The following is a 24,025-nucleotide window of genomic DNA, read 5'->3' on the forward strand; positions in this document are numbered from 1 at the left end:
TTTTTATTACACATGCTGCTTTAATAAAGCTTCTAACTCCTCAAAATTATGCACTTCATATGTCGGTATAATCCCACTATCATTTAATTTCCTTTCTGGATTAAACCAACAAGTATCAATTCCCGCTACATATCCACCTTTAATATCAGCGCTTAATGAATCCCCAATAATCAGCCCTTCTTCAGGTGCAAAGTTAGGAATCCGTTCAAAAACATAATCAAAATACTCTTTCATCGGTTTTTGAAAACCTGTATCTTCCGAAACAAAGACATCTTTAAATAATGAATGTAACCCTGCATTACGCAAACGTTTATCTTGCGTCTTAGAAACACCATTTGTCACTATATACAATTCATACTCCCCTTGAATTTGATTTATAAATTCAAACGCACCTTGCATGAGTTGATTTCCTTCTTCTAAGTAGTTACGATAATTATTTTCGAATAATATTCCATTTACTTCTTCTCCATACTCTTTAAACAACAGAGAGAATCGTGTATTTACAACTTCATTGCGTGATAGTTCACCTTTTTCAAAAGCATCCCAAAGACCTTTATTTATTTTTTTATAACGAGTCTCTATCTCGTCTGTTAAAGGGATTCCCTTTTCTTCAAAAAGTACCCGTAAAGCCAATTTTTCAGCCTTTTGGAAGTCTAGTAATGTATCATCTACATCAAATAACAATGTTTTATATTTTTTCATAAATTCATCACACTCTCTTTTCTACAAAAACAAATTTACATAAATCGTATCATTCCTTCTTGTAAAGATAATAGGAGATATCTCATACTATACATAGGGGTGAAAATATGAAAATCAGCAAAAATGAGGAAGAAATTTATCAATACATGCGAATCCATCAATTCCATACCCTATTTTCATTTCATGTCTTGCCATATGTAGAGCTGCATTCTTTTCAAACGAAAGAGATGATATGTAGCGAAGGAAATGCTCTTCCTTATCTCTATTACTTAATTTCTGGGAGAGCCAAAATATATATGAGTCATAAAAACGGGAAGGTTTCATTAATTAATTTTATTCAAGCACCATCTTTTATCGGAGAATTAGGTTTAATAGGAGTAGAAAATATTACTAAGTCCGTTGAAGTACTAGAAGATTGTGTGTGTTTGGCACTTCCTCTTAAAGATTGTCAGCAACTTTTATTACAAGATGCAACGTTTTTACAGCACTTATGTAAATTTATTGGAGAAAAGACAATTACTCGCACTGAAAATTACGCAAAAAACTATAGTTATCCTTTTGAAAATCGATTAGCTGCTTTTATTTTATTAACAGAGCAAAATAATTGTTATATAGAAAAGCATACCGAGGCCTCGGAATATTTAAATGTCAGCTACCGTCATCTTTTATATGTATTAAATCAGTTTTGCCAACAAAATTATTTAAGAAAAGAAGGCCGAACATATTATATACAAGATCGAAATACATTAGAAAAACTTGCTGATGAACTAAAAATATAAAAAAACAGCATTAACATATAAACGTTAATGCTGTTTTTTCGAGTGACGAGTATAATTTTAATTAAAATTTACTTGCTACTTTAGCTGCTTCTTCAAGACCTGTAGCAATGATTTCTTCTGCTTTATCTGGGAATTGGTTATGTCCTTCAATAATTACTGTTTCCATGTTTGTTGCGCCGAAGAAGCCCATCATACTTGCTACATATTTAACAGCCATTTCTACCTCAGCTGCTGGACCTTCTGAATATACGCCGCCTCGTGCATTTAATAATGCAATCTTCTTATCACCGATTAGGCCAACTGGACCCTCTGGCGTGTATTTGAACGTTTTACCAGCACGGTTTAAATAATCAATATATGTGTGTAGCACTGCTGGAATCGTTAAGTTCCATAATGGGAAGCCGAAAACAACTTTATCAGCTTCTAGGAATTGATTTAAATACTTATCAGCAACTGCTACTGCTTTCGCCTCTTCTTCTGTTAAATCAAATCCTTTACCTGCCTTGAATGTACCATTGATCATGTCTACACCTACATATGGTAATTCTTCTTTATATAAATCCAGTTCTACTACTGTATCATTTGGGTGTGCTTCTTTATAGTTTGCTAAAAATGCCTCATATAATTTTACACTAACTGCTTGTTCCGCTGGACGGTTGTTTGCTTTAACGAATAAAACTGTTGCCATTATTTCTTCCTCCTAGTACTCACTCTTATGTTGTTATATGCTTTCAAAAAAGGTATCCCTTGTAATTGTTGTTTTGTTGCTTACAAACATATTTTATCTTTATATCAAGACAATTTCGTCCTCACATAGACGTATTTTTCCATAAAAAAAGTCCACCTTCTAAAGGCGAACTAGGTCTTACGACTTTTGTCTTATACAATTCCATTTTTCACTGCATATAATGCCGCTTGCGTACGATCGGATAAATTTAATTTACTCAAAATGCTACTTACATGCGCCTTAACCGTCTTTTCTGTAATAACTAAAACAGATGCAATTTCCTTATTGCTCATCCCTTTTGCTAATAGTTGCAACACCTCATTTTCTCTCGCTGTTAGCACATCCACTTGAATAGAATGTTCTTCTTCCTTTTCTTCTACAGGTAATGTTTGAGAGAGAAGAGCATTTGCTATATCCGGATGTAATTGAATATTACCTTTATATGCACTTCGAATAGCCTCAACAAGCTGATCCGGTTCTACATCTTTTAAAATATACCCACTTGCTCCAGCCCTTAATGCAGGTAACACATGCGCCTGATCAGAAAAGCTAGTTAATACAATTACTTTCACATTTGGATACTCTTTTTTAATATATGCCGTCGCCTCAACACCATCCATTTCAGGCATATATAAATCCATTAATATAACATCAGGATTTGTTTCTCCTACTTTCACTAACGCTTCTTTCCCATTATTCGCTTCTCCAACTAACTCTAAATCTTCCTGTGTACTTAAGAAAAATGCTAATCCTTTTAAAACGACTGTATGATCATCAACTAACAATACTTTTATTTTCACAAACTTCCCTCATTTTCACATCATAATGGTACATTTACTTTTACGCTCGTTCGTTTATTACTACTTACAATTTTAATTGTTCCACCAACTAATTCTACTCTTTCACGCATCGTAGTCATACCTAGTGATTTCTTTTCTTTTATATTCTTTTCCACAAAGCCCTTTCCTTGATCAACTATTTCTAATGATACATTTTTCTCATTCACTGTAAAATAAATCGTCGCTTCTTTTACACCTGCATGCTTACTTACATTGTTCAGTGCTTCTTGGCCAATGCGCCATAAAGCTTCTTCTACTACACGAGGTAAATCACGAACACCCGTAACTTGCTCCCTAATTTTCAGTCCCAAATTTTCACCGTACTGCTTTAGAGCTGGCAATAATCCTTTTTCTAATCCTGCCGGACGAAGCTGCCAAATTAATGTCCTCATTTCTTTCAAAGCTCCTTGCGCAAGTTCACGCATCTCATGCAAAGAGTGATCTACCTTTTCATTTTTACCTTTTAAAACTGCCTCGGCGCCTTTTGTCATGAAGGTTAATGAAAATAATTTTTGCGAAACAGAATCATGTAAATCTCTTGCTAATCGATTTCTTTCTTCCATTCGTACAAGTTCACGGCGCTGCTCGTTTAACCTCAAATTCTCTATTATTAACGAAACATGGTTCGATAATGCTTGAATTACATCTATTGTATTAGCATCAAACTCTCCATTATTCAAACTAACACATAAAACACCAAATATATGGTTTTGAATATGTATTGGTGTAGCAATAACAGCTCGATTTAAATGTACATTATGTCCTATTTGATGTTTTATTAGAACTGGTTCATCTTGTTCTAACGCCTTCTTGGCCGCCTCTTTTACATCCTCTTGTAACTCTTCCTGAACGTAAGACGCTCGCAGAGATAATTCTTTTTCCTCCCTAATAAAAAGCGCTACTTGATTCCATTGAAATACTTCACCTACGTGATTTACCACCTTTTCAGGTAGTACATTAAACTTATGAATCATTTTTAAATCTTGAATGAAACGCTCTAATTTCACATAATAATGTGCTCTTCTCTTTTCATTTTCATATAATTTTGTTCGCTTTAAAGCCGTACCAATTTGGAAGGCAACCGATTGGAGTAATACTAATTCTTCTTCTGAAAAATGTGTTTTACCCGGACTTGCAACATTTAACACCCCAAATTTTTCTCCCCCAGCTTTTAAAGGAACCGTAGCATGATGAAGAATGCCCTCCGTATCTCCCCAGTTATATTCAATTGCATTATTAATTCTTTTACATTCAATAATATTAACGGCTCTCTCTAATTTCCCATCTACAAAACCCCGTAAACACCAACACTCACCTTCGCACATCGGGCGTTTATTTTCATATGTAAGTGCCTCTGGTAATCGGTAATCAATCAACTTCGTATACTTCCCATTTTCATCTGCAAGAAAAATCCATCCTGTCGTTAAGCCTGTCACACTTAGTAATTTCTCTAGGACAGCTTGCAATACATGATACGTATCATTTGATGTATTTAATGTTTCTGCAATTTCCTTTAATATAACTAATTCATTTGTACGATTATCTCGAAACATACTCAGTCTCCTGCATACAAGATTTTAAATAGCTCTTAAAATAAATCATCTACTTTTCACTTTGTACTTATTCGTAACATTGATATAATGGTGAAAACATAGTTTTCATTATATCACTTGAGGGGGCTTTCATAATGACATTAAATAAAGCACTTACTATCGCTGGTTCTGACACAAGTGGCGGTGCTGGTATACAAGCAGATTTAAAAACATTCCAAGAACTTGGCGTATACGGAATGACATCTCTTACAACAATCGTAACGATGGATCCACATAACGGTTGGGCACATAACGTATTTCCAATCCCAGCTTCTACATTAAAACCACAATTAGAAACAACAATTGAAGGTGTTGGCGTAGATGCTTTAAAAACAGGTATGCTTGGATCAGTAGAAATTATTGAAATGGTTGCAGAAACAATCGAAAAGCACAATTTCAAAAATGTAGTAGTTGACCCTGTTATGGTATGTAAAGGTGCAGATGAAGCATTACATCCTGAAACGAACGATTGCTTACGTGACGTTCTTGTGCCAAAGGCATTAGTTGTAACGCCAAACTTATTTGAAGCTTACCAATTAAGCGGTGTGAAAATTAATTCTCTTGAGGACATGAAAGAAGCAGCGAAGAAAATCCACGCTTTAGGTGCCAAATACGTACTAATTAAAGGCGGAAGCAAACTTGGTACGGAAACTGCAATCGACGTCCTATATGATGGAGAAACATTCGAACTTCTAGAATCAGAAAAAATCGATACAACCAATACACACGGTGCAGGTTGTACATATTCTGCTGCAATTACAGCAGAACTTGCAAAAGGAAAATCTGTGAAAGAAGCAGTAAAAACTGCTAAAGAATTCATCACAGCTGCTATTCGTTACTCATTCAAAATTAACGAATACGTAGGTCCAACTCACCATGGTGCATATCGTAAATTCGTTGTATCAAAAGAACTTGTCTAATATATAAATAAAAACACTCACAAGGTTCATACATTGACTCTGTGAGTGTTTTTTATAAGCTTTATGTCTTCTGGTCATCTTATCTTTAAGATGCAGAGCTGACCTTATTTCTACCATTTCGTTTCGAGTAGTATAACGCATCATCCGCCGCTTGAATAAATTGCTCCGGTGATTCTTCATATTCTGAAACCCCTATCGAAACTGTAATTTTTATTTTTGTTCCATCTAACAATTGAAATGGGTGACTTTCAACAGCTGTACGAATTTGCTCGCCCATACAAATTCCGTAAGCTAATCCCTTATTCGGTATCAAAAGCGCAAACTCCTCTCCACCCTTTCGAAAAGCTAAATCTGGAAATTGTGAAGTTTCTTGTAAAATACATCCTACTTGTTTTAACACTTCGTCCCCTGCAGGATGCCCGTACGTATCATTTACATACTTAAAGTGATCAATATCTATAAGGAGTAAACAAAGCGAATCATTTTTCATGTTCTTATTACTAATATGACGATTCATCTCTAAATCAAACTGTCTTACGTTTCCTAAACCTGTCAATGCATCTATCGTTGCGTATTGTTTCATCTTTTGAAATAACTCATTGGATTGTAAAACATAGTTTGTACTTACGAATGTTATGTAACCTGTAGTAATACTTGAAATTAAATATAGTACAACTACAGATATATCATTAAATAATATATACATCGGTACTATCAAAATAGAAAGGCAGTATACGTGTAACCATACTAACTTTAACGTAATCGAAGTTTGTATTCTTGCAATAAAGATAACACCAATTCCACTTAGTAAAATTGTATAGCAAGCCAATTCGGAAGCTAAAGAGTACTCAGTAAAAATTAGCCGAGTAATTAAAATTATAGTAACTGTTATACTACTAGCTACCGGACCTCCAACTATAATTGCCAAAATAACGGCTAAATAACGTAAATCCAACATAATATCTTCAATGTGTACACCAAAATGCATTAACAGTACACCTAATATTCCAGTAAAAATACCGATTACACACTTCTGCAAAAAAGAGAATCCTTCTTTTAACGGCTTATCTCTTAAAAGCTGACCTCCAACAAAAATAAAGGAAAGAATAATTGTTGTATTTACAAATAAGTCCCTTAACATAAAATAATCTCCCTACTTTTCCATCTATCCCCTTCCTCACTTTATTGTATACGAAATCCCTATAATTCCCAAAGTTTTTTGTTTATTTTTTTGCTGTTCCACGTGAAACAGCAAAAAAAATAAAAAGGGCGAAAACTCGCCCTTTTTCATTAACAACAGCGTGATATTTTTCCACCCTTTGCGTTAAATCTTGCTTCTTGTGCCTCAGCAAAAAACTGCTTTTGACATACAATCTCTTCTTCTGGATGATGCTTTTTCATATACTCTACGTATATTTCATAACTTGGTACCCCAACGAGCAAACTAATAAAGCGTTTTCTTTCCCTCCATACTTGCCACAGCTTTTTAAGCATAGTTCCTCGACTCACTTTCATCTCTCGGAATATATGGTGCCTCCTTTAACGGCATTGGCTTATTTCTTAATACTTGTATCCAAATTCGAAGTGCTGAAATTAACACAGCGATTACAACTATCATAAAAATCCCACAAAGCGCTGCATCAATATAATCATTGAAAATAATTTGCTTCATTTGAGCGACATTTTTAGCTGGCGCTAACACTTTTCCCTCATCTAATGCTCTCTGAAATACCTTTGCATGCGATAGAAATCCAATTTTAGGATTTTCATGAAATAGCTTTTGATACCCCGCCGTCATTGTTACAATCAGCAACCCGACAGTTGGAATAAGTGTTACCCAAACGTACGCCTTTTTTCCCATTTTGAACAAAATTGTCGTTCCAAGTAATAATGCAATACCTGCTAGCATTTGATTTGCAATACCGAAAAGTGGCCATAATGTATTAATTCCACCGAGCGGATCTATTACCCCTTGGTATAAGAAATATCCCCACCCTAATACACATAACGTTGTAGCGATTACATTCGCTAATGTAGAATCCGTTTTCCCAAATGGCTTATATACATGCCCTAAAATATCTTGAATCATAAATCGGCCGACACGCGTTCCAGCATCAATCGTTGTTAAAATAAATAGGGCTTCAAAGAGAATCGCAAAATGATACCAAAATGCCATCATGGCCGTTCCACCTATTACTTGTGAGAAAATATATGCCATACCTATCGCTAATGTTGGCGCACCACCTGTACGTGATAAAATCGTTTGCTCTCCAACATTTACAGCAAGATCTTTTAGTTCATTTGGTGTAATAGCAAATCCCCATGAGGAAATAACTTGAGCTGCCTGCGAGACATCTGTACCGATAAGTGCTGCGGGACTATTAATTGCAAAATACGTTCCCGGTGTTAATACACAAGCTGCAATCATCGCCATCGCTGCTACAAACGACTCCATTAACATTGCTCCATAACCGATTGGCTGTGCGTGTCCCTCTTGCTCAATCATCTTCGGCGTCGTACCTGATGAAACAAGAGCATGGAATCCAGACACTGCACCGCAAGCAATAGTAATAAATAAGAATGGGAATAAGTTTCCAGAGAACACAGGACCAGTTCCATCAATAAATTTCGAAACTGCTGGCATTTGTAAATCTGGTGCTACAATTAAGATACCGATTGCTAACCCTACAATTGTTCCGACTTTTAAAAATGTACTTAAATAATCACGTGGTGCTAAAAGCATCCAAACTGGTAATGCAGATGCAATAAATCCATATACAATAAGCATAATAGCAATTGTTTCACCACTAAATGTGAACATACTTGCAAGTGTTGGGTTTTCTGCTACATACTGTCCTCCAATAAGAGATAAAATAAGTAGGATAATACCAATTACTGACCCTTCTCCAACACGACCAGGCCTAATATAGCGCATATAAACTCCCATTAAAATAGCGATAGGAATCGTTGCTGCTATCGTAAACATTCCCCAAGGACTTCCGATCAGTGCCTTTACTACGACTAACGCTAATACTGCTAATAAAATAATCATAATTCCTAAAATACCTATCATTGCAATTAGTCCTGTAACCGGTCCAATCTCATCCTTAATCATTTCTCCTAACGATTTACCATTACGTCTCATCGAAGCAAATAAAATGACAAAATCTTGAACAGCCCCCGCAACAACTACCCCAACAATAATCCAAATGGTCCCTGGTAAATATCCCATTTGTGCTGCTAAAATCGGTCCTACTAAAGGTCCCGCCCCAGCAATCGCTGCAAAGTGATGTCCAAATAATACCCACTTATTTGTCGGAACATAGTCTTTCCCATCGTTTAATGTATGGGCTGGTGTTTGCCGATTATCATCTAAATTAAAAACCTTTCTCGCTATAAATCTACTATAAAAACGATAAGCAACTGCATATACACATACGGCAGCTACTAAGAGCCATACAGCATTAATGGTTTCACCTTGTGATAAAGCTATTACCCCAAAAGCACCTGCTCCTACTGCTGTAATAACGCCCCAAAGTAAGATCGATTTCAATGTCTTCACATACAATTCCCCCAATACTATTTCTTAGTGGAGATTGTACTAAATTTTCTGAATATTTAACTTGAATCCTCCTTATCATGAAGGATTTTCAGTTTATCATGTTAAAATACTCTCATTACCTACTATAATTCAATGTTATTTCGAAGGCGTTTTACATAATTACGACTGACTGGAATCGGTTGCTCATCATACCTATCTAAATACAAATTATACGTGCCATTATAATAAGGTTTCAGTTCTTTTACATATGACATATTAATTAAATAGCTTTTATGCACACGTAAAAAATCATATGCATTTAGCTTATTTTCTAATTCCTGAAGTGTATATGTTGAAATATACTGATTATTCGTTGTGTAAATTGAAACAGTTTTATTTTCTTTATTTTTACTTACATATACGATATCTTCTGGAAGCATATATCGTATACCTTCTTGACTTTCTATCGGTAGTTTCCGCAAATAACTCTTTGCTTTCTCACCTTGTTCTTTACCTATTTTATATAAAAGAAATTGTAAATCTTCTTCACGAAATGGTCGTAATAAATAATAAAATGCTTGGAAACGAAAAGCTGTAATAGATTCCTCTATGTTTTCACCTACAAAAATAAATTTTGTATAGCAATTTATTTCTCGTAATAAACTTGCATATTCAAAACCAGTACCATCTAGTAATTTGGAACTTAAAAAAACAAAGTCTGGTATATGTTTTTTCATCATAAATAAAGATTCTGTTCCTGTCTTTGCTTCAAAACATTCTACATTTCTCATATTTTCAGTGAAATTTTCAGCTAACTCTCTTCTCTCTTCTGCCTCTTCCATGATCAGTAAAATTTTCATTTCTTCAACCACCTAATTCTTTGTCCATATGTCCTGCTGTATACATTCGCTTTTATAAGAAATAATCCCTTTTTCTTACTATACCATTATTTATCTAAAAAAACAGAAAAAAGGAAACCCCTTCGGTTTCCTCTCCCCCTTTATCCTACATTAACTGCCTAGAAAGAGCCAAGTAGTGTAGGGTAATAAACGATCAGGCATACATTTAAAATTTCACTTTATACTAATTCTCGTTGCTTCGTTTCTTGTCCAAGTATTACTACAGCGAATACACCAATTAAAATTGATCCGCAGAAAATCGTAAATATTAATGATAGTGAAGCTTCTGAGGCAACTAAATACCCCACTAATAGTGGTCCAAGAATACCACCAATACGCCCAAATGCTGCTGCCATTCCTGCACCTGTACCACGAATAACGGTTGGATACTGCTCAGGTGTATAGGCGTATAATGCTCCCCAAGCACCTAAGTTAAAGAAGGATAGTAACATACCTGCCACGATTAATACTGTTAATGAATCCGCAACCCCAAACAAATAGGCACTGCAAGCTGTTCCGATTAAATACGTAACCAAAACAAATTTACGACCGAGACGTTCAATAAACCAAGCAGCGGTGAAATACCCTGGAAGTTGAGCTAACGTCATAATAAGTACGTATTGGAAACTTTTTATTAAACTAAACCCTTTTAGCACCATTACACTCGGTAACCAAAGGAACATTCCATAATAGGAAAAGACAACACAAAACCATAGAATCCATAGCATAATTGTTGCTTTACGATATTCCCCAGACCAAACTGATTTTATATTTTCAATAACAGATGGTCTTCTTTCCACTTTTTGGAACCTTGGGGAATCCGGTAAATTCCATCTTAAATATAAAGCATATAGTGCTGGAACTGCACTCAATACCATCGCAACTTCCCAACCATATTTCGGGATAACAAAATACGAGATAAGAGCTGCAATTAACCATCCACCTGCCCAAAAACTTTCTAATAACACAACAATTTTCCCACGCTCATGTGCTTCAACACTCTCTGATACTAGTGTAGAGGCAACCGGAAGCTCTCCGCCAAGCCCCATACCAATTACAAAGCGTAAAACGAGAAACATCGCGAGTGTCGTCGTTAACGCAGTTAAACCACTACCGATAGAAAATAATAATAATGTAATAATAAAGACTGATTTTCGCCCTATTTTATCTGATAGTATCCCAAAAATAAGCGCTCCTACTGCCATACCGATTGAGTTAATACTACCTATCCAGCCCATTTCCTGGCTCGTTAATCCCCAATCCTTTTGCAAGGCTACCATTACAAATGAAAGCATTCCAACATCCATTGCATCAAATAGCCATCCAAGCCCAGCTATACCAAGTAGTTTGCGCTTCGAAATTTCTTTTACCTTGTCCACTAGAAGTCCTCCTTACACAGGTGTCTTTACACATCATTTTACATGTGTGAATTGTATAAGTAAAATACTTTTGTGTAAAAAATTTCTCCTTCATCATTCCCAAAAAGTAAAACGTCTATCCCGATTGGTGAGGGCTAATAATCAGTAGGGATGCCTCACTGATTAAAGTTTCAATTTATTAAAAATGAACAAATAAAAAAAGCAGCGATATTTCGCTACTTTTTCGAACGCATTACTTCTTTTAAAAATTCCGCTAATACTAACTGACGACGCCAGCGTGTTGGATTACTGCATAATCTATAAAACCACTCTAAATGAATCGCTTGAATCCATTTTGGTGCACGTTTTACTTCTCCAGCCCATACGTCTAAACTTCCACCCACTCCAACAGCCATTTTCGTTTCTAAACGATGCTTATTGTTTTGGATAAAGTTCTCTTGTCTCGGGAAACCGAGTGCAACAAGTAATAAATCTGGTTTTGCTTCTTGAATGCGAGAAATAATATTCTCTTCGTCTTCTTGTTTAAAATAACCATCTTGTGTACCGGCGATGGATACAGCTGAATATGTCTTTGTTAAATGATCTGCTGCAGCTTGTACAACATGCGGCTTTGCACCTAATAAGAAAACAGATACTGGTTTACTATCTTCTGATAACTTCGCAAGTAAATTACACATTAAATCAAAACCTGCTACACGCTCTTTTAAAGGTGTACCAAGCATACCACTTGCCTTTACAACCCCAATACCATCAGGTGTAATTAAATCTGTATTCAATAATGTTTGATAGAACTTTTCATCCTTTTTTGCGCACATAACAATTTCAGGATTTGCTGTTACTACCTGAAACGTATGAGTTCGTTCCGCTTCTAGTTGTTCTTTTAAATATTGGACCGTTTCATCCATTTTCATTGTAGAAAAAGGAACGCCTAGAATATCAACTGTTTGTACTGCCATAGTTAACTATCCTCTCTATCATTACAAGTTTTTCGCTATTAATTGCTTATATGTTTCTTTTGTATCTTCATATAGTTTTTGAAGTGAGAAGTTCATAGTAGCATGCTCATAAATATGTTTACCCATTGCTGCTAATTCTCCCGTTTTCCACTTATCATACGCTTCTTCTAAAGCTAATGCTAAAGTCTTTCCATCACCTGTTGGCACAATCCATCCGTAAGTTTCATCTACGATTAATGGCTCAATTTCTCCAGCCCTAGTCACAATTGATGGTACACGTTGGTTTGCCGCTTCTAATAAAACTAGTGGGAACCCTTCACTATGGGAAGTTAATAAATTTACATGTGACGACGCAAATAATTGTTTTACATCTTGACGATGTCCTAAAAACTCTACTTTATCGTTAATCCCTTTTTCAGTAGCTAATGACTTTAAATTTTCTTCTAATGGGCCATCGCCAACTAATAATACTTTAATTTTCTCTAATTTTGTTTGTTGTAACGCATCGAATAAAACTTCATGTCCTTTGACGGGATGTAATCGTGCTACTTGGATTGCCGTAAATACATCTTCATCAATATTGAACATTTCTTTTTTATTATAGCCTTCTGCTTTTTCCTGATCGTATTCAATTCCATTATAAATAACATGCATCTTGTCATTTGAAATGCCTAATGCTGCCAAGCTTTTTTTCAATCTATTTGTTACAACGAAAAATAAGTCTATATTTTTTAAGGCTTTCAAATTTAATTTCGTAAAAATCCAACCTTTTAAGCCCTGTTTAGTAAAGTCTTGAAATGGATCACTATGAATAGTCGTTACCCATTTTGCCTTTATTCTCTTTTTCATTAAAGAAACATAGAAATTAGCCCTAGGACCATGTGTATGAACTACATCAAATTTTTCTTTATTAATAAATTCACTTATATTCTTTAAAATGGATAAATCATAGCGCGATTTTTGTGAAAACACATGGACTTTTATCCCTAACTCCCTTGCTTCCTTCGCAACAATTCCATCTTCAAATACTGCTAATTCTACTTCACCAGTTGGAAACTGATCGAGAAGTGAAATAATATGTGTTTTCCCTCCCCCATCTTCTGCTCCTGCATTCATATGCAATATTCTCATATTTTTTCCTCCTTTAAATCCTCGCTACGTTTCCATCTATTTTTATTTTACTGTACTAAAAAATAAAAGCTAACAAAAGTTAGCTTTTATTTTTATCATTCAATTTCTAGGTCTACTATTAGATAAGCTAACACCACTACAAAGTAAATTCCAACTCCTGGTGCTGTTAAAATATGTCCTGCAATATAAGCAATACCTAACGCTAACAATAAGCTTGCTGAAATCATTCCATATTTTATATTAAATATGTCCTTAAATCTCGTAGCAAATGCTAGTAAAATTCTTAGCCCGTAATAAATAAATGGAATCATTAGTAATACAAAGCCAATAATCCCGAAATCATAAAACCAATCATGGAAGTCCATTTCAATTAGTTTTGGATCTGGCTGCTTTTGTTCATTGTATTTAAAGTTACCTGCATAACCCATTCCTAATAACTTTTGTGACATTGGCGCTTCTTTAAAGAACTGCTTATGTCTTTCTTCATATACTTGACGTCCACTGAAAATAAGATTTTCTTGATTTTCTTTCTTTTGCTCTTTCTCAAGCTCTTTCTTAACTTCCTCTTCTATCTTCGCCTTTTCTTCTGGCTTTTCAACTTTATGATGATTTTCTTCTTTTGCTTTAAGTTCTTGCTCTTTTTTCAGCTTCTCTTTAATTTCTTTTTCTTTTTGACCTTGCTGTGCCACATTTTGCTCTGATAAATAATTATTGTGAATACCCATATTTTGTGCTAATGGTGTTTGTTTAAACGTCCCAACTACACCAGCTAATAGGACCATAGCAATTACTGCATTAAGCGCAAGGGATTTTTTGTTCGGATTTTTTCTATCAAATAATAATTGTAGTACAATGATTCCGATTGCTGCCCCTAACGTAGCACCAATTGAGCCCATTCCAACTTTTGTACCGACTTGAATTAGCGAATAAATCATTAAAAGTGATGGAATCCAATATAAAATGTGTTTCCAGCTCTTTGTTTTTTGAATAGAATATAGTACCACAATAGGGAAAATAATAGCTAAGATTGAACCTAGTTCATTCCCTGCATAGAACCAACCTCGAGAACCAACCTTCATCCATTCATAACTACCAAAGTCAGTAGATGTTGAAATAGAAATAACCATAATTGCGTTAATGATTAATGTAGAATATACAATACTATTTCGAACCTTATCACTAATATTAACTGTCTTTTTCAATGATTTTAAAGCTAAAATGTATGATCCCAGCATGATATATATATATAATGCTTTCGCAACGAATTTAACCTCTTCACCAAGTACAATAGGATTTTTAACTAGTTTGTTATTAATAAACCCTATCCCTAAAACTCCGGCTAATAATATAAGATAAATTAAAAACTTTCTATTTTCCTTCTCTTTTGCCTGAATTAAAATGTAAATACCACCAACAGCCATAATAAGGAATCTTACTAAAATTCCAACGGTAGCATTTGACTTTAATAAAGTGATGCTAAGAGACGTTAATAAATCTAAAACAGGCTGTAAAATAATAAAAAAGAGCAAAAAATGCTCAAATCTAACCCTAGCTTGATTTGCTAACATTCCAAGACCTCCATACAAAATCTTAACATTATCTTTTAATCATAATTTTTTATCATTCAAACACACCTAGCAATTATAACATAACTCATATTCAAATCGAGAACTATTTTTCCAGCTAAAACTAGCCAGGACAAGTATTAATAAGTAATAGAAATCATCGTCCTTTAGCTATACTCCCCTATTTTTACAAAATCTATCTAACAACCATCCCCTTATTTTTGTCAGTATATACATATTTTTTTATCATTTTATACAAATATAAATATCTCACCTCTAATTGTAATATTTTACCAAATGAACAACATCAAAAAATGTAAAATTAATCTTTTCATATCTTTTTCAGATTACTTTATGGTTATTTTCCAAACATTTTCAAACGCTTTCTTTATGAATTTTATCCGTTTTTCTACATGTAGCGAAAAGTAATTGTTATTTCCAATACTTTAGTGTATATTTTTTCTCTGGAACATCTTTAAGAGGAAGGGATTAAGGCCATGTTATTAATCGATATATTTACGTTTCTTGGCATTATCGCCGCTGCCATTTCTGGTACATTAGTTGGTTTAAAAAAAGATTTAGATTTATTTGGTGTCCTTTGTTTAGCTGTAGCCACTGCGCTCGGCGGCGGTATTATTCGTGATATCATGATTGGTAACCTGCCCCCTGTCGCATTTGTAAAACCCATTTACTTTTTCGTAAGTGTATTATCAGCATTATTCACTTGTATGTTTTTTGAGCGTATCAATAAACTTCAAGTCGTTATTATGCTTTCTGATGCTGTTGGCTTAGGCGTTTTTACAGCTATTGGTGCAAATGCGGCAATGTCACATCATGTTGACGCATCATTTCTAGTTGTTTCAATGGGAGTCATTACAGGTATTGGAGGCGGTATTTTGCGTGATATTTGTGCTCAAGATATCCCTTACGTATTCCGAAAAGAGATTTACGCAATCGCTTCTATCTTAGGAGCAATTAGCTTCCTAATCACACACGCTATGGGGGCGCACGTATTAGCTTTCTATGTTTGTTTATTAGTAACATTCGTTATTCGTGTCGTCACTGTAATATATAATGTGCATTTCCCTGTTTTCTTTAAAACACATGCTAAAATTAATAGAGGCCATTAAGAGAATTCTAGATAGAATTCTCTTAATTTATATACTATTCAACGAACTAATATAGAGTAATTATATATAAGCATATATAATTACTCTATATTAGTTTTAAAATTGAAAACGTTTTATATACAGGGGGAAGAATGATGCTTGGGGTTTTCAGAAAAAATATTAATAAAACAAATGCCAGTATAATCGAATTAAGTAAGGACCAACAAATAACTTTTAATGTACCTACTAATTCTGAATTGAAAATTCAAATGGATATGCTACATATTTCAAAAGAAGATTTACAAGTTGTAAAAGTACTACAGCCTTTTATTTATGCAGAAATTGATTGGATTACTGAAAAATTCTATGCCAACATTACAAAACAACCTAATTTAATTACTATTATTGAACGTTACAGCTCTATTCCAAAACTAAAACAAACTTTAAAAACACATATTAAAGAATTATTCAGCGGCAATATGCATGAAGATTTCATTGAACAGCGTGTTAGAATCGCCAAAAGACATGTGCAAATTGGTTTACATCGAAAATGGTATACAGCTGCTTATCAAGAATTATTCCGCTCTATCATGAAGATTTTGCAAACAAAAATAACAACAATCGATGATTTTTCCTATTCTATAAATGTTATAAATAAATTATTCACTCTTGAACAAGAACTTGTTCTTGCAGCTTATGAATCTGAATATGAAAGAATGCAAAAAGAGCATGAGAAAGAAAAAGAACTAACTGCTATGACAATTACGCATATCGCAACAGAACTAGCTGCTGTATCTGAAAAAACAAGCTCTTCTATTCAAAAACTAACCACCAAATCTGAAACTATTGTAGAGATTGCTAAAACAGGTACATCATTAGCTACAACATCTGAAGAAAAAGCGAATAAAGGAAAAGAACAATTAAACCAGCAAAACAAACGAATGGGATCTATTCAAATGAATATGGAAACGATTATTACAGATACTCATGAACTCCTCAATATTTCTAACAAAATTAATGAAATCATAGATATTGTTAAATCGATTGCGGAGCAAACCAATTTACTCGCACTAAATGCTGCTATCGAGTCTGCACGTGCTGGAGAATTTGGGAAGGGGTTTTCTGTTGTTGCTGGTGAAATCCGAAAATTATCAGAGCAAACGAAAGAATCTATATTTAACGTTACAAAGCTCGTCGAAAAAACAAATGAACAAATTACCCGTGTCTCGTCTTCCGTGAAACAAATTAGCTCTCTCGTATCGGAAGGAACGGATAGTATGTCAGCAACAGATCGATACTTCCAAGAAATTGTAAAAGATATGTCTAACTCAAAAGAACAGAATAAGAAAATTGAACATGAGCTACAAGCTATTTCACAAGTAATGAAAGGAATTCAAGATGATTCCTCACAAATGGCTCTAACAGCCGATAATTTGCAACTAGAATTAAATCGATAAGATGAAATTTAGTAGTCAGGCATACTTTCCATCTGTACTGACTACTAAATTTCATCTTCCATCAAAAAAAGAATCCAGAATGGATTCTTTTTATTTTCTGAAAAATATTTTTTGACAATACACATAACTCATATAAACACCAAAGCTCTGCAAAATAAACAATGCCGGCATAATTACATTGTAATATGCCATATCTACTTGGAAGAGCCTTAACAATACGTAGCCACTAATTAAAAATAAGAACAACATATATCCCTCATTTTGTTGTTTCTTAATAAGGAAGTGTAATAGAGCTATAGTCATAAACAATGTTACGGCTATATATATCAGTTTTTCACATTTGAAAAGAATAGAATTTATCCCCTCATCTGAAAACTGATTTATCATCGGCTCTAAAAGTTTAAATCTTTCTCCCTCAATCTCTTTTAACTTTTGATCAATATGCTCTGTTACACTTTGATTTTTCGATATTTTTTCCTCATGTTTCGTTTTTCCAATTAAGACAGATTGAACATACGTCTCATTCGAAATCGTATATTGTGACATTCCCATTGTCTTAATTCCATAATTCACACCAAAATGAGTACTATAAAATAGAATAAGTATCCCTACCATCTTTAGTAACACTTTTTGTTTCGTTGCTGATTGAAACACTTCAATTAATAATACATATACAGTGATAAAAATAGGAAGAAATAATCCCATTGGAAAAATCATATTACTAAATGCAAATAAAATCGCTGAAAACACCCACATATAAGGATGATCTAACCCTTTATATAAAAGTATGTAACAAGCAAAATAAAATAAAAATATTGCAAGTGACTCAGGAGTTAATACGGAACTCAGCAATATATTCGGAATATACAGAGCATAAAATATAGAAGCAATACGACCGCATTCTTCTCCAAAAACTATTGCCGCAATACGATAAATAAAAAATGCGGTTCCTGCGCAAAATAACACATTAAATAGTTGTAAAGCGAATAATGTATCACCAAATATACGAATAATTACTGACTCATATATAATAAAAGGCAAATGATTTACAGTCTCTATATTATTACCAATTGCAATCTGCTTTGCAGACTCATACATCACTTTCATATCACCAATTATTGGAGCATCTACAAATAACAGCATACTAAGCCTCACAACTGTAGATATACTTATAAGAAAAATAAGAAATTGTTTATCTGTAAAACGATATTGTAGAATTGATGCCACTAACAAAATAAGTATGATAAAAATTGCTAATATAATTGTTACACTTGTTGTACTTCCTCCAAAGAATTGCTTACTAGCCTCAAATGCTGCCCAACAACTATAAACAAAAAATGCGAGCATCGCACCAATCGTAATTTTATTGAAGAAAGATGAAAAATTTGTTTGTATATGATTCATATGTCCATTGCACCTCTATTTCCATTCATAACAAAATGATTCTATCATGAATGGGTACACAGCTGATAGGGAATTTCTATGACGAATACATAGTCATTACTTTTTACTTGCAATGTAAGCGAATCCTCTTTTACACTACATTTTAGATAAAATAAATTTTCTTTCAGTTACATGAATACAAATACAGAAGTTTAAATAATCCTCTTTTGGAATACACTTTACTTCATTAAATATCTAATATGAGTACTCCGCTTACACATATTATTCTGATTGAAAACAGACTATAGGGGCTGAATATATGGAAAAGAAATTCATGCGAGAATCTAAAGCAATTAAGACAACACGTGTTTTTCCTAACGATTTAAATAATCACCAAACACTTTTTGGAGGGAAATTATTAGCAGAAATTGATAGTATTGCTTCAATTGCGGCTGCAAGACATAGTCGTAAACATTGCGTAACAGCATCTATTGATTCAGTTGATTTTTTAACTCCAATTCACCAAGCTGATTCTGTTTGTTATGAAGCATTTGTATGTTATACAGGGAAATCTTCAATGGAAGTTTTCGTAAAAGTAATCGCAGAAAATTTATTAGCAGGCGAGCGTAGAATTGCTGCTACTTGTTTCATTACATTTGTAGCAATAAAAGATGGAAAACCTTCGTCCGTACCACAAGTACTCCCTGAAACTCAGGAAGAACATTGGTTACACACAACCGGTTTAGAACGCGCGGAAAACCGAAAAAAGGGACGTTTAAAAAGTAAAGAGATGGCTGAGGTTTTAACTTTAAGTAAGCCTTGGAATATTTAATACAATCTTTTCATCATACATGCACAGGTTCTTCCTTGCATGTATTTTTTTATACAAAATATCACCTCTTACCATTTTATTCTCAATCTGTTCTCCTAAATCATGCATCAGCTTTTCCTTTATTTTGTTATACTGTTAATGGTATATTAAATAAAGTTCGTTTAAAAATAACCATAATATGATTAAGTATATAAGGGATGGTGCGGTAATGACTATTGAAGTACCAATTTCAATACCAAAAACGTTAATTATTATTCCAGCGTATAACGAGGAAGAAGCAATTGCAGATACATTAACAAGATTATTAAAACTAAAACAGCATTTTACAGGATTAAGCATTTGCGTTATTAATGATGGATCACACGATAAAACAGCTCAAATCGTAAAAGATTTTCCTGTTCACCTTGTGAATTTACCATATAACCTAGGTATTGGCTCAGCTGTACAAACTGGATATAAATACGCATATGAGAACGGATATGATATTGCGATTCAGTTCGATGCTGATGGACAACATAATCCAGATGATTTATATAAAATTATAAAGCCTATCGCTGAAGATGAATGCGATATGGTGCTAGGGTCACGTTTTACAGAAAAAACAGCATATAAAGGTAGTATTTCTAGAAGGATCGGTATTTTTTATTTTACTGCTCTATTGAAAGTACTAACAAAACAAACATTTATGGATCCAACTTCTGGATATCGTGCTATCAATCGAGAGGTAATTAAAATTTTTGCACACAACTATCCAAAAGATTATCCAGAACCAGAAGTTCTTATTCATTTAAAAAAGAAAAAACTTCGTATTAATGAAATATCTGTAAATATGCAAGAGCGACAAGGTGGACAATCTTCCATTACACCTTTTAAATCTGCATATTACATGATTAAAGTAAGCCTTGCTATATTGATGCAAAAAATCGTGAAAGGTTGATAATATAAATGCCTATAATTACCTTTTCATTCATCTTTATTTTATTATTATTATTATTAATTATTAATTCCATTCGCCGTGGAACTTTAGAAACGAAATATGCTATTTTATGGATTTTAGTTTGTATTGCAATGGCTATTTTAAGTTCTACTGATAAAATTATAAACTGGATTGGAAAACTATTAAAAGTAGAATATCCCCCTTCCATTTTATTCTTATTTGGACTATTATTCTGTTTCATCTTAATTTTTGACCTAACAAGAAAAATTTCTAAACAACATCATCAACTTGTAACATTAACGCAAGATTATGCGTTACTAAAGCAAAAATTAAATGCAACTAAGCCAGACAAAGACTAACCTAATATTTCAAAGTTAATATAAAAAACCTCTTAATTTATTTCAAAAATTAAGAGGTTTTTTTATTCTCAATAATAATTTATTCGCCTTCACAATCGTTACAATAAATACATCCTACTTACTAATAAGTTAAAATGGTATAAATAAGAATTTATATGCAATAGACATGTTAAAGCTGTTTGAAATACGAGAATTAACCATAAGAATCTCACTTCCCGCCACCTTTTTAATAGAAAGTTGATTTACAAAGTTTATATGCGTTAAACTTATACAGATGTTCTTGTAATCTTCTCCCTTTCAAAGGGCTTGTATATATGGTGCAAGACATAAAAAACTTGAGGAGATAAAAATTCTATGATGGAACAAAAGCAACTTGTTTCTGTTGTCATACCTCTGTATAACACGGAAAAATATATTGAAGAAACAATGCAGTCAATACTAGATCAAACATATAAAAACATTGAAATTGTAATTGTAGATGATGGAAGTAAAGATCAATCACCTTCTATCGTGAAAAACCTTGCCGAAAAATATCCAAGACAAGTAAAATACGTTCATCAAAAAAACCAAGGTGTTTCGGTAGCTCGTAATACAGGTATCGAAAGTGCTAGCGGAGAATATGTCGCTTTCCTTGATAGTGATGACTTATGGCATCCAACTAAAATTGAGAAGCAAGTCGAAAGTATGCATAAAAACAACATGGACGCGTGCTATTGTGGTTATATGAATTTCTACGAAGAAACAGGCGAGAAGGTTGAACATACAACAAACTTTATTAAAGGCGATATGGCAAAAGCATTCCTAACACATCAAGTTGTTGCTCAAACAAGTACTTGGATTTTCAAACGATCCATCGTAATGGATCATAACATTCGTTTTACACCAGGATGTAGTTGGGGCGAAGACTTGGAGTTTTTATTTAAGCTTATGAGTGTGACAAATGTATGTTATGTCGATGAATACTTAACATATTATAGAATCTTATCAGAAGGAAATCTTTCTTCTAAGTATAAAGATTATGAATTAAAAACAACAAAAGAGCTGGAAGTATTCAATCGTATGAAGGACTGGGTACATAATAAATCCCAAGATTTCATTACAAAAGATTCTCAGTCACTTATTGAAATTCTTGAGACTTATTTATTCCCTTATACGGTTATCAATAATGCTTGTATATACATTAAAGAAAACTCTCAATTAAATAATGCCCAAGTTCAATTAATCAAAAAAGATATAAAGAGATATTGCCGTAAAATCTATTCAAAAAATGGAAAGCGTAGTAAAAAGCTATATGCAATGCTTTGGTTTGTACGAATTAAATTTCTGTTTTCTTAAACCGAAAATATAACGATACTCTCTCTTGCTGTAAACAAATCAAATTTACAAATAGGACAAGCTAACCGGGTCCTAAAGAATAGAAAGGTCCTTTCTCATGAAAACAAATAAAATTCTAAAAAACGCATCCTACCTCTTTGTAGGAAACATTACTGTCCGCTTTGTACTGGCCATTGCAACAATTCTCTTTGCAAGATATGTTTCTCCAGAGGATTACGGTATGTTTACAACTGCATTAGCAGTTTCAGCTGTTATTTGTTACTTTACAGATGCAGGTTTGACACATACGTTTATGCGTGAAGGAACGAGAAGCGATGCTAATATTAGTGTACTAATAAGTAGTTATTTACGTATTCGTTTAATATTAGCTATCGTAATTTCTGTACTCTTCGCCATTTTTGCCCAGTTCTTCTATCCCGATGCTTACTTACGTGCGATGGTATATTGGGTTGTTCTACCAACGATGTTCGGAGCAACCTTACAAGGTGTTGGTATGGCTTACTTCCAAGTTACAGAGCGCATGCAATTTACAGCTATTATTTCTGTACTACAAGGTGTAACAGCTGCTGCTGCCCTATTATTAGGGATGTCTTTTCAATGGTCACTTATGATGGTTGCTGCCATGTACGGGGTATCTAGTCTTGTAACAGGTTTTATTGCCTTTATAATGACAATACGCTATACGAAAGTACATAAGGGTTGGGATAAAGGTATTTTAGATCAACTACTTATTTTCACAATCAATGGAATCATCATTATGCTCTTACCACAATTAGGGCCTATTATATTAGAAAAAGTTTCAACATATAAGCAAGTTGGATTCTTTGGTGCTGCATATAAAATACCTGCCGTACTATATCAAATACCTGGAGTAATTGCAGCTGCCTTTTATCCAAGGCTTTTTGCTTTTGGTAATGAGCAAAATATTGAAGAACATAGAAAATTATCAAGCTTTGAACTAAAACTTATGTCTTTTTTAGGAATGGGAATTTCTATCCCCTTTATTGCTGATCCAAGTTTCTGGATTGTTAGTTTATTAGGAGAAAAATACGCTCCCGCTGGTGACGCTCTTGCTATTTTAGCGTTTATGGTTATTTTACAATCAATTAACTATCCACTAGCCGATAATTTAACAACGATTGGCCAGCAATGGAAACGTGCAACAACAATGACTATTGGATTGGTTGTTGCCATCATAGGTTATATTGTATTAGGTAGTAAATATGGAATGATGGGAGCAGCTGCCGCAGCTATCCTTACCGAAATTACACTATTAATTGGATTTACCCTCTTTATTCGTAAAGGCATGCAATTATTAGTTAAAGGAATTATATTTAATTCCTTAGCCTTTATTATTAGTTACGGTATATACCGAATTGCATTAATCAACTTACCGCCACTAATTGCTTTAACTCTTACTGGTATACTATACGGTATAATTGGAATTGGAATTGATCCTCAAATACGTGGATTTGTTTTAGGGTTTATAAAACAAAAGCTCATTCGCAAACATGCTTAAAAGCAAAAAGCTTTTCCTATTTAAAAATGGAAAAGCTTTTTGCTTTTTTTATATACCATCATTT

The 24,025-nt window shown here is 33.7% G+C and carries 22 protein-coding genes; 9 read left to right on the forward strand and 13 right to left on the reverse strand.

What is annotated here, in order from left to right:
* Positions 1-6: 6 nt before the first annotated feature.
* Positions 7-702: a YjjG family noncanonical pyrimidine nucleotidase gene (locus H6481_RS07875; RefSeq protein ID WP_182811363.1), complete on the reverse strand. Its 696-nt coding sequence runs from the start codon at positions 700-702 to the stop codon at positions 7-9.
* Between the two features lie 107 nt (positions 703-809).
* Between H6481_RS07875 and H6481_RS07880 the strand changes: the two genes are divergently transcribed.
* A complete protein-coding gene (locus H6481_RS07880; RefSeq protein WP_000703327.1) occupies positions 810-1,481 on the forward strand; it encodes a transcriptional regulator YeiL in 672 nt (223 codons plus the stop codon).
* 61 nt (positions 1,482-1,542) lie between these two features.
* On the opposite strand, the gene H6481_RS07885 is transcribed toward H6481_RS07880, so the two are convergent.
* The 3 genes from H6481_RS07885 to H6481_RS07895 all read right to left on the reverse strand — a co-directional run bounded on the left by H6481_RS07885 (position 1,543) and on the right by H6481_RS07895 (position 4,600).
* Positions 1,543-2,169 (reverse strand): FMN-dependent NADH-azoreductase, encoded by a 627-nt coding sequence (locus H6481_RS07885; protein ID WP_000246722.1) that lies wholly within the window; start codon positions 2,167-2,169, stop codon positions 1,543-1,545.
* Between the two features lie 191 nt (positions 2,170-2,360).
* Positions 2,361-3,008, reverse strand: a complete 648-nt coding sequence (locus H6481_RS07890; RefSeq protein WP_000695798.1) for a response regulator transcription factor — start codon at positions 3,006-3,008, stop codon at positions 2,361-2,363.
* Positions 3,009-3,028: 20 nt separating this feature from the next.
* The gene (locus tag H6481_RS07895; RefSeq protein ID WP_182811366.1) at positions 3,029-4,600 is read right to left on the reverse strand and encodes a GAF domain-containing sensor histidine kinase; all 1,572 of its coding nucleotides are present in this window, start codon (positions 4,598-4,600) and stop codon (positions 3,029-3,031) included.
* Positions 4,601-4,734: 134 nt separating this feature from the next.
* Here H6481_RS07895 and pdxK point away from each other — a divergent pair, with 134 nt between their 5' ends.
* Positions 4,735-5,559, forward strand: a complete 825-nt coding sequence (gene pdxK / locus H6481_RS07900; protein WP_182811368.1) for a pyridoxine/pyridoxal/pyridoxamine kinase — start codon at positions 4,735-4,737, stop codon at positions 5,557-5,559.
* Between the two features lie 85 nt (positions 5,560-5,644).
* Here the strand turns inward: pdxK and H6481_RS07905 are convergent, their stop codons facing one another.
* The 8 genes from H6481_RS07905 to H6481_RS07940 form a co-directional block, all read right to left on the reverse strand.
* Positions 5,645-6,700, reverse strand: coding sequence for a diguanylate cyclase (locus H6481_RS07905; RefSeq protein WP_182811371.1), 1,056 nt, complete (start codon positions 6,698-6,700; stop codon positions 5,645-5,647).
* Positions 6,701-6,849: 149 nt separating this feature from the next.
* Positions 6,850-7,053, reverse strand: a complete 204-nt coding sequence (locus H6481_RS07910) for a YbdD/YjiX family protein (RefSeq protein WP_182811375.1) — start codon at positions 7,051-7,053, stop codon at positions 6,850-6,852.
* A complete protein-coding gene (gene cstA, locus H6481_RS07915) occupies positions 7,046-9,121 on the reverse strand; it encodes a carbon starvation protein CstA (RefSeq protein ID WP_182811378.1) in 2,076 nt (691 codons plus the stop codon). The genes H6481_RS07910 and cstA overlap by 8 nt, the downstream gene beginning before the upstream one ends.
* Positions 9,122-9,243: 122 nt before the next feature.
* Complete coding sequence (locus H6481_RS07920; protein WP_000698259.1) at positions 9,244-9,960, reverse strand: LytTR family DNA-binding domain-containing protein; 717 nt, start codon at positions 9,958-9,960, stop codon at positions 9,244-9,246.
* A 218-nt stretch (positions 9,961-10,178) separates the two neighbouring features.
* Positions 10,179-11,378 (reverse strand): MFS transporter, encoded by a 1,200-nt coding sequence (locus H6481_RS07925; RefSeq protein ID WP_182811381.1) that lies wholly within the window; start codon positions 11,376-11,378, stop codon positions 10,179-10,181.
* A gap of 215 nt (positions 11,379-11,593) precedes the next feature.
* Positions 11,594-12,334, reverse strand: coding sequence for a WecB/TagA/CpsF family glycosyltransferase (locus H6481_RS07930; protein ID WP_182811384.1), 741 nt, complete (start codon positions 12,332-12,334; stop codon positions 11,594-11,596).
* A gap of 21 nt (positions 12,335-12,355) precedes the next feature.
* Complete coding sequence (locus H6481_RS07935; RefSeq protein ID WP_001221224.1) at positions 12,356-13,465, reverse strand: glycosyltransferase family 4 protein; 1,110 nt, start codon at positions 13,463-13,465, stop codon at positions 12,356-12,358.
* A 95-nt stretch (positions 13,466-13,560) separates the two neighbouring features.
* Positions 13,561-15,033, reverse strand: coding sequence for an O-antigen ligase family protein (locus H6481_RS07940; RefSeq protein ID WP_000880755.1), 1,473 nt, complete (start codon positions 15,031-15,033; stop codon positions 13,561-13,563).
* A gap of 494 nt (positions 15,034-15,527) precedes the next feature.
* Between H6481_RS07940 and H6481_RS07945 the strand changes: the two genes are divergently transcribed.
* The gene (locus tag H6481_RS07945; RefSeq protein ID WP_182811386.1) at positions 15,528-16,160 is read left to right on the forward strand and encodes a trimeric intracellular cation channel family protein; all 633 of its coding nucleotides are present in this window, start codon (positions 15,528-15,530) and stop codon (positions 16,158-16,160) included.
* A 134-nt stretch (positions 16,161-16,294) separates the two neighbouring features.
* Entirely contained in the window at positions 16,295-17,596 is a 1,302-nt protein-coding gene (locus H6481_RS07950; RefSeq protein WP_097961417.1) for a globin-coupled sensor protein, read from the forward strand.
* 90 nt (positions 17,597-17,686) lie between these two features.
* Here the strand turns inward: H6481_RS07950 and H6481_RS07955 are convergent, their stop codons facing one another.
* The gene (locus H6481_RS07955; RefSeq protein WP_182811389.1) at positions 17,687-19,000 is read right to left on the reverse strand and encodes a glycosyltransferase family 39 protein; all 1,314 of its coding nucleotides are present in this window, start codon (positions 18,998-19,000) and stop codon (positions 17,687-17,689) included.
* A gap of 298 nt (positions 19,001-19,298) precedes the next feature.
* Here H6481_RS07955 and H6481_RS07960 point away from each other — a divergent pair, with 298 nt between their 5' ends.
* The 5 genes from H6481_RS07960 to H6481_RS07980 all read left to right on the forward strand — a co-directional run bounded on the left by H6481_RS07960 (position 19,299) and on the right by H6481_RS07980 (position 23,961).
* Positions 19,299-19,811 carry an acyl-CoA thioesterase gene (locus H6481_RS07960; RefSeq protein ID WP_000412126.1) on the forward strand — a complete coding sequence of 171 codons (513 nt, stop codon included), beginning with the start codon at positions 19,299-19,301 and terminating at the stop codon, positions 19,809-19,811.
* Between the two features lie 208 nt (positions 19,812-20,019).
* Positions 20,020-20,748, forward strand: coding sequence for a glycosyltransferase family 2 protein (locus tag H6481_RS07965; protein WP_000151535.1), 729 nt, complete (start codon positions 20,020-20,022; stop codon positions 20,746-20,748).
* Positions 20,749-20,756: 8 nt separating this feature from the next.
* Complete coding sequence (locus tag H6481_RS07970; RefSeq protein ID WP_097961415.1) at positions 20,757-21,107, forward strand: DUF2304 domain-containing protein; 351 nt, start codon at positions 20,757-20,759, stop codon at positions 21,105-21,107.
* Positions 21,108-21,461: 354 nt separating this feature from the next.
* Positions 21,462-22,442: a glycosyltransferase gene (locus tag H6481_RS07975; RefSeq protein WP_097961414.1), complete on the forward strand. Its 981-nt coding sequence runs from the start codon at positions 21,462-21,464 to the stop codon at positions 22,440-22,442.
* A 97-nt stretch (positions 22,443-22,539) separates the two neighbouring features.
* On the forward strand, positions 22,540-23,961 hold the full coding sequence (locus H6481_RS07980) for an oligosaccharide flippase family protein (protein ID WP_097961413.1): 1,422 nt from the start codon (positions 22,540-22,542) through the stop codon (positions 23,959-23,961).
* Positions 23,962-24,025: the final 64 nt, after the last annotated feature.

It is taken from the genome of Bacillus sp. ME78 (assembly GCF_903970865.1).
Classification (GTDB): domain Bacteria; phylum Bacillota; class Bacilli; order Bacillales; family Bacillaceae_G; genus Bacillus_A; species Bacillus_A cereus.

Bases quoted from the DNA above. Each gene is read 5' to 3' on its own strand.
- H6481_RS07875 (WP_182811363.1), bottom strand. From the start codon at position 702: ATGAAAAAATATAAAACATTGTTATTTGATGTAGATGATACATTACTA.
- H6481_RS07880 (WP_000703327.1), top strand. From the start codon at position 810: ATGAAAATCAGCAAAAATGAGGAAGAAATTTATCAATACATGCGAATC.
- H6481_RS07885 (WP_000246722.1), bottom strand. From the start codon at position 2,169: ATGGCAACAGTTTTATTCGTTAAAGCAAACAACCGTCCAGCGGAACAA.
- H6481_RS07895 (WP_182811366.1), bottom strand. From the start codon at position 4,600: ATGTTTCGAGATAATCGTACAAATGAATTAGTTATATTAAAGGAAATT.
- pdxK (WP_182811368.1), top strand. From the start codon at position 4,735: ATGACATTAAATAAAGCACTTACTATCGCTGGTTCTGACACAAGTGGC.
- H6481_RS07905 (WP_182811371.1), bottom strand. From the start codon at position 6,700: ATGTTAAGGGACTTATTTGTAAATACAACAATTATTCTTTCCTTTATT.
- H6481_RS07910 (WP_182811375.1), bottom strand. From the start codon at position 7,053: ATGCTTAAAAAGCTGTGGCAAGTATGGAGGGAAAGAAAACGCTTTATT.
- H6481_RS07920 (WP_000698259.1), bottom strand. From the start codon at position 9,960: ATGAAAATTTTACTGATCATGGAAGAGGCAGAAGAGAGAAGAGAGTTA.
- H6481_RS07930 (WP_182811384.1), bottom strand. From the start codon at position 12,334: ATGGCAGTACAAACAGTTGATATTCTAGGCGTTCCTTTTTCTACAATG.
- H6481_RS07935 (WP_001221224.1), bottom strand. From the start codon at position 13,465: ATGAGAATATTGCATATGAATGCAGGAGCAGAAGATGGGGGAGGGAAA.
- H6481_RS07940 (WP_000880755.1), bottom strand. From the start codon at position 15,033: ATGTTAGCAAATCAAGCTAGGGTTAGATTTGAGCATTTTTTGCTCTTT.
- H6481_RS07945 (WP_182811386.1), top strand. From the start codon at position 15,528: ATGTTATTAATCGATATATTTACGTTTCTTGGCATTATCGCCGCTGCC.
- H6481_RS07950 (WP_097961417.1), top strand. From the start codon at position 16,295: ATGCTTGGGGTTTTCAGAAAAAATATTAATAAAACAAATGCCAGTATA.
- H6481_RS07955 (WP_182811389.1), bottom strand. From the start codon at position 19,000: ATGAATCATATACAAACAAATTTTTCATCTTTCTTCAATAAAATTACG.
- H6481_RS07960 (WP_000412126.1), top strand. From the start codon at position 19,299: ATGGAAAAGAAATTCATGCGAGAATCTAAAGCAATTAAGACAACACGT.
- H6481_RS07965 (WP_000151535.1), top strand. From the start codon at position 20,020: ATGACTATTGAAGTACCAATTTCAATACCAAAAACGTTAATTATTATT.
- H6481_RS07970 (WP_097961415.1), top strand. From the start codon at position 20,757: ATGCCTATAATTACCTTTTCATTCATCTTTATTTTATTATTATTATTA.
- H6481_RS07975 (WP_097961414.1), top strand. From the start codon at position 21,462: ATGATGGAACAAAAGCAACTTGTTTCTGTTGTCATACCTCTGTATAAC.
- H6481_RS07980 (WP_097961413.1), top strand. From the start codon at position 22,540: ATGAAAACAAATAAAATTCTAAAAAACGCATCCTACCTCTTTGTAGGA.